Origin of the sequence: Bacillus sp. ISL-18 (assembly GCF_018613415.1) — a bacterium.
GTDB lineage: Bacteria > Bacillota > Bacilli > Bacillales > Cytobacillaceae > Neobacillus.
This window is the reverse complement of the sequence record NZ_JAGGQG010000011.1, coordinates 162786-177771: the sequence shown is the minus strand read 5'-3', so window position 1 is coordinate 177771 and position 14986 is coordinate 162786. Positions and strand designations below refer to the sequence as shown.

Sequence of the window (14986 nt, the reverse complement as noted above, 5' to 3'; positions counted from 1 at the left end):
TTCTTTTACTCGATTACTAATGTCACAACAGACATAGCTGGAAGCTTGATGGCTAATTTATCATTTTCAACCACTACACCAGTGAATTCAACTGGTTTCACAACATCCGGCTGTTCAAACGTATTATGAGCATTCATCGTGTCCGCAGTGATAATGGTGCCTGACACCTTTGTATTCGCTGCAATAATACCGCGCAGGTCTAAATCTAGTTCAGCCCCGTTTTGGTGATCGATATTACATAAGCTTACATGGATTTTGCCTTCGGCATTTTTCGATGCAGATACCGTTACCTGCGGCAATGTTTCACCATTGTACTCATAAGCACCGAAGGAAGAATCAACTGCTAAAACTTCTGCATCCTGGTGAACCTTGTACATATCAAATACATGATACGTTGGAGTAAGGATCATCTTCTCGCCTTCAGTCAGAATCATTGCTTGCAGTACGTTAACCGTTTGCGCAATGTTTGTCATTTGAACACGATCTGCATGATTGTGGAAGATGTTAAAGTGTAATCCGGCTACTAACGCATCACGGATGGTATTTTGCTGGTATAAGAAGCCTGGGTTTGTGCCTGGTTCCACATCAAACCATGTGCCCCATTCATCAATGATCATGCCAACACGTTTTTGTGGGTCATACTTATCCATAATGGTGCTGTGTTTGGTAATTAATTCATCCATATGAAGCGCCTTTTTCATGGTGATAAACCATTCATCTTCAGGGAAATCAATAGCAGAGCCCTTCCCTGTCCAGAATTCACCTGGGATCGTGTAATAGTGAAGGCTTAGTCCGTCCATTAACCAGTGGGCGTTTTTCATTAATACTTCTGTCCAGTTATAGTCATCGACATTGGCGCCGCCGGCAATCTTATAGATTTTGTTATCGCCGTAATTTCTTACATACGTTTGATAACGGCGATATAGATCTGCATAGTATTCAGGACGCATGTTTCCGCCGCAGCCCCAGTTTTCATTACCTACACCGAAATACGTTAATTTCCAAGGCTCCTCGCGGCCATTTTCACGGCGCCAGTTGGCCATTGGTGATTCGCCTTCAAAGGTCATGTATTCAACCCACTCAGACATCTCTTGAACCGTACCACTTCCAACGTTTCCGCAAATATATGGCTCACACTCTAGTAATTCACACAAAAGCATAAATTCGTGTGTACCAAAATGGTTGTTTTCGACAACACCGCCCCAATGAGTGTTAACCATGCGCTTGCGGTTTTCCTTAGGACCAATACCATCTTTCCAGTGGTATTCATCGGCAAAACATCCGCCCGGCCAGCGAAGAACCGGAACTTTAATATTCTTTAATGCTGCTAATACATCATTGCGAATCCCTTTTGTATTGGGGATGGAGGAATCCTCCCCTACCCAAATACCTTCATAAATACATCTTCCAAGGTGTTCTGCAAAATGACCATAAATATTCTTATTTATTTTCCCTTTTTGAACATCAGCGTTGATAATTACTTTGTTTGCCAAAAAAAACGCCTCCATTTTTTGATGTTTTCTGAAACGTTGATTCGATTCCTAATCGTTTTGAAGACAATCGAAATATGTCTCAACTTAACATTAGGGCTATTATTTTCTAATAGCCCTGTTATTTTTATTTAGTAGTCTTTAACCTTTTTAATTAACGAAAGATAACGTTGTTCCAGCGGATTTCGTTGTTGAATGCATGAGTGTTTGTATTATTATTGATTACTAGGAACTCAATTCCAGCTAGCTCAGCAAAGTCTCTAAGCTGTTCAGTTGTTACCTTATAAGAGAAGCCAGTGTGGTGCGCTCCGCCCGCTTGGATCCAGTTTTCAACCGCTTGGCTTAAAGATGGCTGAGTCTTCCAAAGTACACGTGCAACAGGAAGCTTTGGCATATCCTTTTCAATCTCTACCGCATCTACCTCATTTACAAGTAGACGGAAACGATGTCCGAGGTCCACGATCGTTGCATTCAATGCTGTCAAACCGCCTTTTCCATTAAATACAATTCGTGCTGGGTCTTCTTTACCGCCGATTCCAAGTGGATGAACTTCGATTCTTGGGCGAGTTGCAGCAATGGTTGGACAAACTTCAAGCATGTGAGAACCAAGAACCATTTCATTCCCTGGCTCAAAATTATACGTATAATCTTCCATGAAGGATGTTCCTTCATTACCTGAAATAATTTTCATCAATCTTACTAGAGCTGCTGTTTTCCAGTCACCCTCACCAGCGAAACCATATCCTTGTTCCATCAAACGCTGTACGGCTAAACCAGGAAGCTGACGAATACCATGTAAATCTTCAAAAGTAGTTGTGAATGCAGTATAACCGCCTTCTGTTAAGAAAGCTTTCATACCAAGTTCAATTCTAGCTTGATAACGGATGGAATCACGAACCGGCCCATCAGTCAATCCTTCTGGGGTAATATCATATTGCTCCTCGTATTCAGCCATTAACTGGTCAATCTCTTGTTCTGTTACATCATTCATGCGCTGAACAAGATCGCCTACACCATAACCGTTGACGGTCCAGCCAAACTTGATTTGCGCTTCTACCTTATCCCCTTCTGTTACCGCTACTTCGCGCATATTGTCACCAAATCTTGCAACTTTAAGGTTTTTGCTTTCCTCAAACGCTGCTGCAGTTCTCATCCAGCTGCCAACACGTTCTCTAACTTCTGGGTTTTCCCAATGACCTACGACAACTTTACGCTTTACATTCATACGTGCTGCAATAAATCCATGTTCACGGTCACCGTGTGCCGCTTGATTCAAGTTCATAAAATCCATATCGATTGAATCCCAAGGGATATCACGGTTAAATTGAGTAGCTAAGTGCAGATAAGGCTTTTGTAGGGCAGATAGACCTGCGATCCACATTTTTGATGGTGAGAAGGTGTGCATCCAAGTAATGATGCCTGCACAGTTTTCATCCGCATTCGCTTCTAGAATCAATTTGCGGATAGAATCAGAATCTTTTACTACTGATTTAAAAATTAATTTATAGGAAACAGACGGATCACTATCCAAACCCTTTACAATTGTTTTTGAGTTTTCTTCCACTTGGCGAAGTACATCTTCTCCGTATAATAATTGACTTCCTGTTACAAACCAGAATTCATATGCTTTTGTAGTTAACACTGCAATTCCTCCTAAGTATGGAAATATGATAGTAATTTATTAAATTTGTACTGTATTTTTAATCATCCGTACAAGTTATCCGGGAGTAGTGGCATTTAGTATTCTGTTAGACTACTTCTGTCCGTAATAAGCGTTAGCACCATGCTTACGGAGATAATGTTTATCAAGCAAGAATTGATCGATCGGCTTCATTTGCGGATTAAGCGTAAATGTGTTTAAGGCCATTTTTGCCACTTCTTCTAAAACAACTGCATTATGGACCGCTTGGTTGGCATTTTTCCCCCAGCTAAATGGAGCATGACCGGATAATAAAATTCCAGGCATGGCCACAGGGTCAAGGCCTTCCTTTTCAAATGTCTCAATAATGACATTTCCCGTTTCAAGCTCATAGCCCCTGTCAATTTCTTCTTGAGTCAACGTGCGCGTACAAGGGATTTCTCCGTAAAAGTAGTCCGCATGTGTGGTTCCGAGTGCCGGAATTGGACGCCCTGCTTGCGCCCAGCTTGTCGCACCTGGGGAGTGAGTATGAACAATTCCTCCAATTTGCGGGAAGGCCCGATACAAGGCAAGGTGTGTTGGTGTATCGGAAGAAGGTCTTAAACTCCCTTCCACGATGTTTCCATCTAAATCTAAGACAACTAGATCATCAATTTGTAACTCATCATACGGAACACCACTCGGTTTAATCACAACAAGGCCTGTTTCACGGTCAATTCCGCTCACATTTCCCCAAGTAAACGTAACTAAACCATGCTCCGGAAGCGCTAAGTTTGCTTCTAGGACCTCTTTTTTCAAACGTTCTAACATACGGTTTCTTCCTCCCTCTTCTCTATTGAACTTTTTCTAAATCATTTTCTTCACATTGTTCTCGCTGCGATCAAAGTTGATTATAGGCAGGCCTATTCAATGAAAATCACATTCCTTAATAAGAATACGTTTACAAATCTAAAAAAATATTTTCTTAATCTAAGGATGATGAATAGCTAAGTCAGTCATTCTATGAAAATATAATTATGATACGTACAAGATAATTAATAATATTGACAATCTTATCGATAAGTTATGCCAACAACTCCAACTTGTACGTATAACCTTGATTAAATTTTACCATCTATCTGTTTTTTTTCAATGGTATTTTTAAAATTAATTTGCGTTTTTACGATTTACTTTAAATTGTCTATGGCAGCTCTTTCAATTGCAAGTCCATTGGTATAACGTTTCATAAAACTCTCATATCCCTCAACGTCCTTTTGAACAGGGGACACAGTTGTACCAGCTCTTTCAGCAAATACATGACTGCTTAAATACTCTTCCAACGTTTCATATTGGGATTTGTTAACCATATAAGATGCTAACAGTGCGATCCCCCATGCTCCTCCTTCTCCTGCCGTTTCCATAACAGAAACAGGAACATTTAGAGCAGCGGCCATGATGTTCTGTCCAACGCCTTTTGTTTTAAACAAGCCGCCGTGACCTAGGATAACATCTAGTTCCACTTTTTCTTGTTTAAGAAGAATGTCCATCCCAATCTTCAGCGCGCCCAATGCGGTAAATAAATGTACACGCATGAAATTAGCCAGGTTGAAATTACTATCAGAAGAACGGACAAACAATGGACGCCCCTCTTCAAAGTGGGTTATGTGTTCACCGGAGAGATAGCCATATGCAAGTAAGCCGCCGCAATCAGGATTCCCTTGAAGGGCTAGATTATAAAGAGTTCCATATAATTTATTCATGTCAATATCCATGCCCATCGCTTTTGAAAACTCGTCAAACAATCCGACCCATGCATTTAGATCTGAAGAACAGTTGTTAGAATGAGCCATCGCTACGAGGTTACCTGTCGGTGTGGTAACAAGGTCGATTTCAGAATAAACTTTGGACAGTTCTTTTTCTAATACAACCATTGCAAATACAGAAGTTCCGGCAGAGACATTGCCTGTACGCTTCGCCACACTGTTCGTTGCGACCATCCCAGTTCCTGCATCCCCTTCCGGCGGACAAAGCGGAATACCAGCTTTTAGCTCACCGGTAACATCCAGAAGCTTTGCTCCTTCTTCCGTAAGTACACCAGCGTTCTCCCCCGCTGACAATACCTTAGGCAGAATATCTTCAAGTTTCCACGGCAGTTGTTGAGCTGCAATCAATTCATTAAATTGCTCAATCATGGTTTGGTTAAAGTTCTTTGTATTCAAGTCAATTGGAAATACACCGGATGCTTCTCCAACTCCCAATACCTTTTCTCCTGTCAATTTCCAATGGATATATCCAGCTAGGGTTGTCTGGAAACTAATGTCCGTAATATGTTCTTCCTGATTCAAAATCGCTTGATACAGATGGGCAATACTCCATCTTTGAGGAATTTGATAGTTAAATAGTTCTGTTAGTACTTTCGAAGCCTGCTCGGTAATGTTGTTCCGCCAAGTTCGAAAAGGCACTAGAAGCTCTCCATCTTTGTCGAAAGCCATATAACCATGCATCATTGCACTGAAACCGATCGCCCCTACTGATTGCAGGTTGACTCCATATTGCTGTTTCACCTCTTCAGCCATTTTTTGATAGCTGTCTTGTATGCCCTTCCAAATATCTTCAAGGCTATAGGTCCAAATATTGTTCACATAGCTGTTTTCCCAGTCATGGCTTCCAGATGCGATTGGAGCATTGTCTTCTCCAATGAGAACTGCTTTAATTCGGGTTGAACCAAGTTCAATACCAAGTACGGTTTTGCCACTTTGAATAGCATTTCTTACATCAAAACTCATGTCATTTCCCCCTATTTATAAAAACATCTTTAATTTGTTGTTTGATCGATAAAAACAAATCATTGTTACCGCTGTCTTGATTATATTATCAGTTATCCTTACAACTCCCTTAATCATCAAAACTTGTACGTATAACTCAATTAAATTTTACCATCTACGATTTTTTTTTCAATGCTTTTTTACTATTAATTTAATCTTTTGGACTATTTATTTATTATTTTCTTTCCCCATATAACAGTACCTTCCTGATTCATCCCCGTAAAAACCAAAGTTCCTTTCCAGTTCTCCCAATCCCAGCCGGGAAGTACTTTGACCGTAAATTTCCAATAGTCCTTTGGTGCACTTCCAGGATCATAGATCGACAACTCTAGTGTGTTTTGCCCGCTTAATTTCCAGCGACTTTTCCCTTTTTCATCCTTTATTTTTCCATTAGGCAGTAATTGAAGATTGGTAGAAATTTGGATAGAATCTTCGAAGCGATTAAGGACAATCTGCTGCCAGTTTCCGATTAGATTCGACTCTATTACTTTTTGCTCTTTTTCACCTGCATATCGTTCTGGTGAGACTACCGGCCAGCCATCATCGGTCCAGACCATTTTTCTTACATGCAAATGCGACCAATACTTATCCTCGCCTGCTCTGGCGTTGTGAATCAGATAATAGTTTTCTCCATCCTGAAGTAATCCATTATGCCCGGTTCCAAGCCAGCCAGGATCTTTTCCAAATGCATATGGAGCCACTATTTTATTACCAGTATTAAAGGAGTCATCACTAGGGTCGATCATGTCCTTATGGTTATAGTCTAAAAATGGCCCTGTAATGTTCTTTGAACGGGCAACTCTCACATTGTATGTGTCTTCTAACCAATCATAAGAAACAGTTAAATAATAATAACCTGTTTTTTTGTTATATATAATTTCAGGCCCTTCAATGCCGGCACTCATATCTTTCCTCTGGGCAAGGAGCGTTCCTTGATCATTTGGATTTACTAGTTTCCCCGTGTTTTTATCAATTTTTGTGATAAAAATACCGCCAAAATAGGAACCATAGACCATCCATGGCTGGCCATTTTTATCAATCGTAATATCTGGGTCAATCGCATTCACCGTATTGCCGTCGCCCTCTTTTGATTTAAAAACTGGCCCTTCATCCTTCCAGGGCCCTTCAATCTTATGACTAGTTGCGAGACCAATATATGAGTTCCTCTTCCCTACTTCGGAGACCGAATAATATAGGTAGTATTGATCATTCATTCGGATCACGCTTGGCGCCCAAAAGGTGGTTCCATGCGTCCAATCCCATGCCTCTTGGGACACTTGGTCAAAGACGCGGCCAGCAAATTTCCAATGAATCAAATCCTTGGATTTTCTGATTTGGATGCCCGGAGTGGGCGGTGCACCGACCATATAGTCGGTAGAAAATACATAATACCAGCCATCCGCTTTAATGATAGCCCCATCATGCGTAAAATTAGTCGTCCATTTCTTTTCATCATAAAGGACATCTGTATTCACATTTTTAACAGGTGTTTTTGCCGGGCTTGAAGGCAGCTTTATTCCTGTAAAATCATTTTCCTTTGGTTGGAAGTGTTTCATTCCTAAGATAACAGCCGGTATGATGATCAGAACGGCCAAGACAACCAGAAGGATTCCTTTTGTTTTAGTTTTCATTCATTATTCTCCCAAATAAAGAAACAACATGATTATTTTGATATAAGAAAAGGCACTTATCAAAACTAGATAATAAGTGCCCTTATACTGCCTTTTATTAAAATCTAATCAACCTTTTACCCCAGAAATGGCAATCGATTCAATGATTTGCTTCTGGAAGATAATAAATACGATTAACATTGGCAGTAACGCTACCATCGATGCCGCCATAATAAGCGGGTAGTCACTTTGAATAGCGTATGACGCATTAAAGTTTGCAATAACTAGCTGCAATGTTTGTTTCTCTGGTGAATTCAAGTAAAGAATTGGACCTAAGTAATCATTCCAGATTCCCATGAACCATAAAATTAACTGTGCCGCAACTGCTGGTTTGATTAATGGAAAGATAATCTTATAAAAGATTTGGAAATAAGAGCATCCATCGATTTTTGCCGCTTCAATGATGGAATTAGGAATACTCGTTAAGAACTGGCGCAAAAAGAAAATCATAAAAATGTTACCGAATAATCCAGGTACAATTAATGGCAACAGACTATCAATCCAGCCGATATTTGAAAACATAATGAACTGTGGGATCATGACAACCGGATACGGAATCATAACGGAAGCAAAGAGTGTAATGAAAATTTTATTTTTTCCAGCGAAGTGTAATTTTGAAAAAGCAAATGCTGCTAAGCTGGATGTAAACGTTCCGATGACCGTGACGGTTACAGCTACAATCAAACTATTGCCGATACCTGATAATAGCGGCCCCATATCCCAGATTTCAGTATATTTACTAAAAGAAATAGTATGAGGAATCCATACTGGCGGTAAGGCGAAGACGTCTTCCTTCGATTTGAGTGAAGTAGAAAACATCCACAATAACGGAGCTATCATGAAGATGGCTCCAATTGTTAGTAAAACAAAAATGAATATATTGGTGATTTTATCTTTCTTCTTTTCAGACATTGGTTCTGCTTTAACCGTCTTTTTTGAAATAGCAACTTCCATTTTTTATAGCCCCTTTCTATTACACTTTCATTCACCAATTCTTAATCCAAATCGAAAGAATTCTTCTCGTTGATCTTAAACTGGACTAAGGTAACAATAAAGATGAAAAGTCCCAGTACCAAGGCCATTGCAGACGCATAACCTAATTGGAAGTTACCAAATGCTTTCTGCCAGATGTAGAATACAACCGATGCGGAACTAAATTCAGGACCGCCAGTCGGGGTCATAACGTTAATTTCTGTAAAGATTTGCGCACCGCCAATAATATTTGTCACGATAATAAAGAAGGTTACTGGTTTTACCATTGGTAATGTGATGTACCAAAAGGATTTGAATGCATTCGCTCCATCTAACTTAGCCGCTTCATAAAAGGATTTCGGAACACTTTGGAGTGCTGCTAAATACAATAACATCGTATAACCTAAGCCCTTCCAAACGGTCATAATAATTAAGGCAGGTTTAACAGTAGCTGTATTTTGCAGCCAGTTTGGACCCTTAATGCCAAACAGCTCTAAAAATTGGTTCACTAAACCATAATCACCATTGTAAGCCCATTGCCATAGTATCGAAATCGCAGCAAGGGAAGAAATAACTGGGATATAGTAAAGGACCCGGAAGGTATTTGTTCCAGGAATTCCTCTATTTAATGCTAAAGCAAGTAAAAGTGCTAAAACGATACCAATCGGAATTCCCAGCATCATGAAGATGGTATTATACATAGTCTTATAAAAATATTCATCATGAAATAAATTCTTAAAGTTTTCAAGACCAATAAAATTCATCTGTCCTAAACCGTTCCAATCTGTAAATGCGCCGTAAATCGAATACAATAAAGGAACCATAGCAAATATGAGGAATCCTAAAACCGGTGCCGCAATAAATAAATAGGCGTATCTTTGTTCCGTTCGATACAGCTTGGATGCTGTTTTCATCTTCCCCCACCCTTTCAATGGATTTTTCAAGTACATTTCCCTTTCTCTAAATTACTTATCTCTAAAAAAGTTAGACAAAAGGAATAAATGGCGCTAGCAAAACTTTCTTAAACTAGCACCATTTACATTATGTCAAAATCGATATTATTTCTTTGTAGATTGTTTTTCTTGTTGAATGGCAGCATCTAAAAGTTTCTGCATTTTTGGCTGTTCTTCTTTTACATACTGAGCAGCTGTTTTCTTACCATCAAGTACAGGCTGAATGTTTTTGAAGAATTCATCATACCACTCACTAGTATAAGTGAACTCACCTGGGAAGCTGCGGCCATAATCATTAATAATATCTAAGAATTCTTGCTTGTTTGCTGGTTTTGTAGAAGTATTTGCTGCCCACTCTTCAGCAACTTTCACGCTGTTTGGAAGCTGAATCTGAGCGTCAACTAGTGCTTTTTGTCCTTCTTGGTCAGCGGATAGATAGGTCGCTAATTCAGCAGCAGCTTTAGGGTTCTTAGTAGTTGCTCCTACACCAATACCAAGGGAACCGATCCATGCAGCTGTTTTTCCAGTTGAACCAGCGGGCCATGGAATTAAATCATAATCGAATGGTAGTGAAGCATATGTTGCCATATCCCAAGGACCAACAGGGAAGAATGCTAATTGACCTTTCATCCATCTTTGGTATGTGTCAAGAGTTTGTGCTTCTGAGATAGATGGAGTCACTTTGTATTTAGTTTGTTGATCTGCAAACCATTGTAATGCTTCAACAAATTTAGGATCATCGATAGTGACTTTTGTATGTGTTTTGTCAATAAAATCAGCACCATTACTCCAAACGATCGGCTGTAATGACCATTGTACGTTGAATCCTGTACCGAATTGATCAATCTTACCGTCACCATTTGTATCTTTGGTTAATTGTTTTGCTACATTGATGAATTCATCTAATGTATATGGCTTATCTTTGTCAGGTAGTGGAACTCCTGCTTTTTCAAACATGGTTTTATTATAGCCTAGTGCAAATCCACTGATATCTTTTGGTAAACCGTAGATTGCACCTTGACCAAGTTCTTTACCATCGTAACGGTATTTGTTTACACCTTTTTCCCACATATCACTCAGCTTAACATCTTTTGAACCTTCAACATACTTTGTCATATCTAGTAGGATACCAGAGTTTACATATGCTTTAACTTGTGCTGGGTTATAGAAGAAAACATCCGGAATTTTGTGTCCTGCAATCGCAGCTTTTAATTTTGTATCATATTGATCCGGAGCAACAGAAACAACTGTAACTTTCACATTTGGATGTGACTTTTCATATTTCTTAACCGTAGATTGATAAGCTGCTAACTCTTTGGGCTGGCCGCGGAACATAAAGGTAAGCTGTGTTTTGCCGCCTTCTTTTCCACTACTCGCTTGATTCCCACAACCTGCAAGGATTGAGCCAACTACTAAAATCGCAAGCAATAAAAGTGCACTGATTTTTTTAGATGCTTTAAACAAGTAAATCCCTCCAATAAAATTGTTTTATAAATGGTGTAAAAATTAAAACCATTGGGAGCGTAATCACTTTTCAATAAAAATTAAAGTGCTAATGTTAGTAAACTAGTTAACTCTTTAAAATTTAGATGTACGGACATGTAAAAGTGATTAGATATCAATCCCTCCTAAAAAGCCTTCTAAAGTAAGATTTTTAGGTCTTATGTTCGATATTTCGGAAGACTTTTTTATCGTTTTTTGTAAAACTGTGAAAGCGTATTCCTTATATCCCAAATATTAATATACCTGTTCGTACATGTCAATCATTTTTCTGAGTTTTTTTATTTTTTGTACGTACGTGTAAACGGGTTTAATAGATAGTCTTTTATCCTCATAATCTAGCTTTTTTTCAACTGAATTTTGAACAAGATCCAGCTCAATTATAACTATGGTCCATTTCCCCACATCAACTCGTCAGTTTTTAACCAAACTTCGACATAAACTTGATTCACGTTTAAAAATATACTAAATTTGGACAGGACAAATTAAAATTTTTTTTATAGTCTTTTTTGATTATTTTTGTTACGATAATGTTATAAAAATTGTTGTACGTATAAGTTAATGATTTTTCATACAAGTTGAAAGAAGGTGAACCAATGGCTCAGAAGACAAAATATAATATGGTCAAAGAAAAAATAACCGAATGGATCACAAGCGGGACCGTACAACCAGGCGAAAAAATTTATTCTGAAAATGAATTAGTAAAAATGTTTGGGGTTAGCCGGCATACCGTCCGTCAAGCCGTTGGAGATTTAGTTCATGAAGGTTGGCTATACCGTGAACAAGGTGCTGGTACATTCTGTTCCAATAAAATGTTCGAATCCACCCAAACAGCAGAAGCATCTCCTAAGGTTCAAAGATTAAACACAAACGGAAAAAATATCGGTGTCATTACCACTTACATCTCTGACTATATTTTTCCTTCCATTATTAAAGGCATTGAATCCTATCTAACAGCACAAGGTTATTCACTAACATTTGCTTGTACCGATAACGATGTGGAGAAAGAAAAACAATGTCTGGAGACAATGCTGAGCAGGAATATAAATGGTCTTATTGTTGAACCAACAAGGAGTAGTAATTATAACCCCAATATTCAATATTACCTGCAATTAGAGCAAAATAATATTCCATATCTCATGATTAACCAATATTACTCGCAGTTGATGCCCCCTCATATCATTATGAATGATGAACATGGAGGATTTATTGCGACTGAACATGTAATTAAGCTTGGTCACGAAAAGATAATTGGCCTTTTTAAAACAGATGACCTTCAAGGTGTCAATCGGATGCAAGGGTTTATCCGCGCATTTAGAGAGAATAACCTCTCCTTCTTTCCAGATATGGTGATTACCTATACAACGGAGGATAAAGATAGTAATGTTGTAGAGCGATTACAGGAGTTTTTTAAGAAGGAAAATAAGCCGACCGCAATCGTTTGTTATAATGATCAGCTCGCCTTACAAGTCATCTTTATGTTAAGAGGACTCGGTTTAAAGGTTCCAGAGGATGTATCAATTGTCGGTTACGATGATTCTTCCTTAGCAGAAGCAACAGATATCAAATTAACATCTGTTTCCCATCCGAAAATGGATATGGGAATTGAAGCAGCAAAATGGATTGTTTCTGCGGTCGAAAAACGGGGAACCAATGAGCATTCCACCATTTATGAACCAGAGCTTGTTGTACGGAATTCTACAGCAGCGCTAGTAAAAAATCCATAAATCATTTTTATGAGTGCGCTTTCTACAAAGGGAGTCCCAAACATCCTTGGGATTCCTTTTTACTAACAAGGCTTTATTTAGTCTAATAGCTTTCCATTTTAAGTGACTTTATTTATTAGTAAGCTATGCTATTTTTATGGTACAACAAACTATTTAGGAATTTGGTGAAATACAATGTTTAGATATGATGGAAAATTCTTTCGCGTACTTGAAGTCGTTTCAGCGTTCTTTCAGTTAAACATTCTATGGTTGTTACTTTGTATCCCTGTCATAACCATTTTTCCTGCTACAGTTGCAATGTATTGTGTGACCCGCCAATGGATCTTACACAAGGACTATAGTGTGATCAGGCCCTTCTTTCAATTTTTCAAGGAAAACTTTAAACAAAGTTTTGGCCTAGGAATTCTATGGATTATCTTTTGCGGCCTGTTTTTTTTAGATTTGATGTTGTTGAAAAATGTCGGCTCGTTTCAGCATATATTGCTTCCGGTTTTATTTTTAATGGGAATCTTAATTCTTCTAACGACCATATTTATCTTTCCGACCATCGCTAATTTTAAGATGAGCTGGATCAATGCAATCAAAAATTCACTGTTTTTCTCCATTAGGTATTTCCTGACCACTCTTATTGCGATCCTTTATATTGGATTAATGGCTCTTATTCTATATAAATGGCCGATAACCTTTTTATTTATTTTTAGTCTTGGTGCCTATAGTATTTACCTTCTATGCCACCGAGTATTTACCAAAATCCAATTGGTTAAAACGTCTTAAATACTTGTATGCATAAGTATAGTCATTATTATTTTTCATAAGTAGAGGATGCCTCCAAAGTATTAATCTGGAGGCACCCTCTTGTACTGTAAAATTGTATGAAGTAACCTCAAACGATGGAATTCTCCTTCTTCCACATCTTCGTAAATATTAAACTAACTTTATTAAAATGGAGCCGTGCGGTGGCAGCTGTTGTTTCAATCCATCTGTAATTTCACCAAGCTCTTCCTGGCTCCAGACATTTCTAGCTCTTTTTTTAGACGTAAGTCCCAGCTGTTCTAATGTCACTTCAACTTCAGCGGTTTCATCGGTTGCATTAAACAACGCTGCGTAAGTGTTATTCTCCTGATCCTTTGCCGTCCAGACAATTTTATCGTCCTTTCGGTAGACCAGTCGATTGCTGTGGCTATTCTGATTTAATTCAAGCACTTCTTTATTTGTTAGCAATGAAAGTGTCCATTCATCATTGTCCCTTAGTTCTCCGCCAAACATAAGCGGTGAACGGAAAATAGACCAGAGCGTCATCATCGTCACTTGTTCGTCTTTTGTGAATCGAGTCCAGCGGTCTGCCCCGCCTCCATCAACGGAACGAATGCCAATATGCCCTAATGGAAGCATGTCACAATCAGGCCAATGACCTGCCCCCGTATATTCGTTCCATTGTTCACACCGTTCAAACATGCCGTATAGCAGATTCCAATGATCCCAGAAATCATCCGTCATTCTCCACATATTAGCATTTGCTTTTAAGTCTTCCGCATATTCCAATGGAGCAGGTCCTGGAGACAGACTAAGCACCATATCTCTTCCACAGTTTTCAATTGCATTACGAATCAATTTGATCTCATCTAAATGGGTGTCATACAGCCGTGATGCTGCAATATCATCCACTTTTACAAAATCGACTCCCCATTCAGCATACAGTTGGAACAAGGATTTATAATATTCCTGCGCCCCTTCTTTTGATGCATCCACCCCATACATATCGGTATTCCAAGGACAAATGGAATTAGGGTGAGCAATATCTCTTGCTGTAGCCTTCGTCCCTAGTATCTGGCAATTGGCATGGACAGCCTGACGCGGAATCCCTCTCATAATGTGAATTCCAAATTTTAAACCGAGGTTATGTACATATTCTGCTAATGCTTTAAATCCATTACCGTCAGCGGAAGAAGGAAACCGATTGGCAGCTGGAATTAACCTTGAATATTCATCCATTTCCAGCGGAACAAACGGACGATAAACGGAGGAAGCTGCGCCCGGTTCATACCATTGAATATCAACAACCACATACTCCCAGCCATATGGTGTAAGATACTCTGCCATATAATCAGCATTTCCCTTTACTTCTTCTTCCCTTACCGCTGCTCCATAGCAATCCCAGCTGTTCCAGCCTAATGGAGGGGTTTTTGCAAATGTATGATGTCTCATTTTCTCATTTCCTTTCTACTAAATCA

11 protein-coding genes are annotated in these 14986 nt (G+C 38.9%); 2 read left to right on the top strand and 9 right to left on the bottom strand.

Annotation, left to right across the window (positions count from 1 at the left end):
- Positions 1-5: 5 nt before the first annotated feature.
- From J7E81_RS18445 to J7E81_RS18410, 8 genes are all read right to left on the bottom strand, one after another.
- The gene (locus J7E81_RS18445) at positions 6-1508 is read right to left on the bottom strand and encodes an alpha-N-arabinofuranosidase (protein WP_215044691.1); all 1503 of its coding nucleotides are present in this window, start codon (positions 1506-1508) and stop codon (positions 6-8) included.
- A gap of 136 nt (positions 1509-1644) precedes the next feature.
- Positions 1645-3132, bottom strand: coding sequence for an L-arabinose isomerase (araA, locus tag J7E81_RS18440; RefSeq protein WP_215044689.1), 1488 nt, complete (start codon positions 3130-3132; stop codon positions 1645-1647).
- Positions 3133-3243: 111 nt separating this feature from the next.
- Positions 3244-3939, bottom strand: coding sequence for an L-ribulose-5-phosphate 4-epimerase (gene araD, locus J7E81_RS18435; protein WP_215044687.1), 696 nt, complete (start codon positions 3937-3939; stop codon positions 3244-3246).
- A 356-nt stretch (positions 3940-4295) separates the two neighbouring features.
- Positions 4296-5894, bottom strand: a complete 1599-nt coding sequence (locus tag J7E81_RS18430; protein ID WP_215044685.1) for a xylulokinase — start codon at positions 5892-5894, stop codon at positions 4296-4298.
- A gap of 203 nt (positions 5895-6097) precedes the next feature.
- Entirely contained in the window at positions 6098-7564 is a 1467-nt protein-coding gene (locus J7E81_RS18425; protein WP_215044683.1) for an arabinan endo-1,5-alpha-L-arabinosidase, read from the bottom strand.
- A gap of 108 nt (positions 7565-7672) precedes the next feature.
- Positions 7673-8557, bottom strand: coding sequence for a carbohydrate ABC transporter permease (locus J7E81_RS18420; RefSeq protein WP_374104061.1), 885 nt, complete (start codon positions 8555-8557; stop codon positions 7673-7675).
- Between the two features lie 41 nt (positions 8558-8598).
- Complete coding sequence (locus tag J7E81_RS18415) at positions 8599-9489, bottom strand: carbohydrate ABC transporter permease (RefSeq protein ID WP_215044681.1); 891 nt, start codon at positions 9487-9489, stop codon at positions 8599-8601.
- Between the two features lie 144 nt (positions 9490-9633).
- Positions 9634-10992: an ABC transporter substrate-binding protein gene (locus J7E81_RS18410; RefSeq protein ID WP_251028732.1), complete on the bottom strand. Its 1359-nt coding sequence runs from the start codon at positions 10990-10992 to the stop codon at positions 9634-9636.
- 632 nt (positions 10993-11624) lie between these two features.
- Here J7E81_RS18410 and J7E81_RS18405 point away from each other — a divergent pair.
- Together J7E81_RS18405 and J7E81_RS18400 are read left to right on the top strand one after the other, a co-directional pair.
- Entirely contained in the window at positions 11625-12755 is a 1131-nt protein-coding gene (locus tag J7E81_RS18405; RefSeq protein WP_215044680.1) for a GntR family transcriptional regulator, read from the top strand.
- Between the two features lie 174 nt (positions 12756-12929).
- Positions 12930-13529 (top strand): YesL family protein, encoded by a 600-nt coding sequence (locus tag J7E81_RS18400; protein ID WP_215044678.1) that lies wholly within the window; start codon positions 12930-12932, stop codon positions 13527-13529.
- Positions 13530-13679: 150 nt separating this feature from the next.
- Here the strand turns inward: J7E81_RS18400 and J7E81_RS18395 are convergent, their stop codons facing one another.
- Positions 13680-14960, bottom strand: a complete 1281-nt coding sequence (locus J7E81_RS18395) for a glycoside hydrolase family 27 protein (protein WP_215044677.1) — start codon at positions 14958-14960, stop codon at positions 13680-13682.
- Positions 14961-14986: the final 26 nt, after the last annotated feature.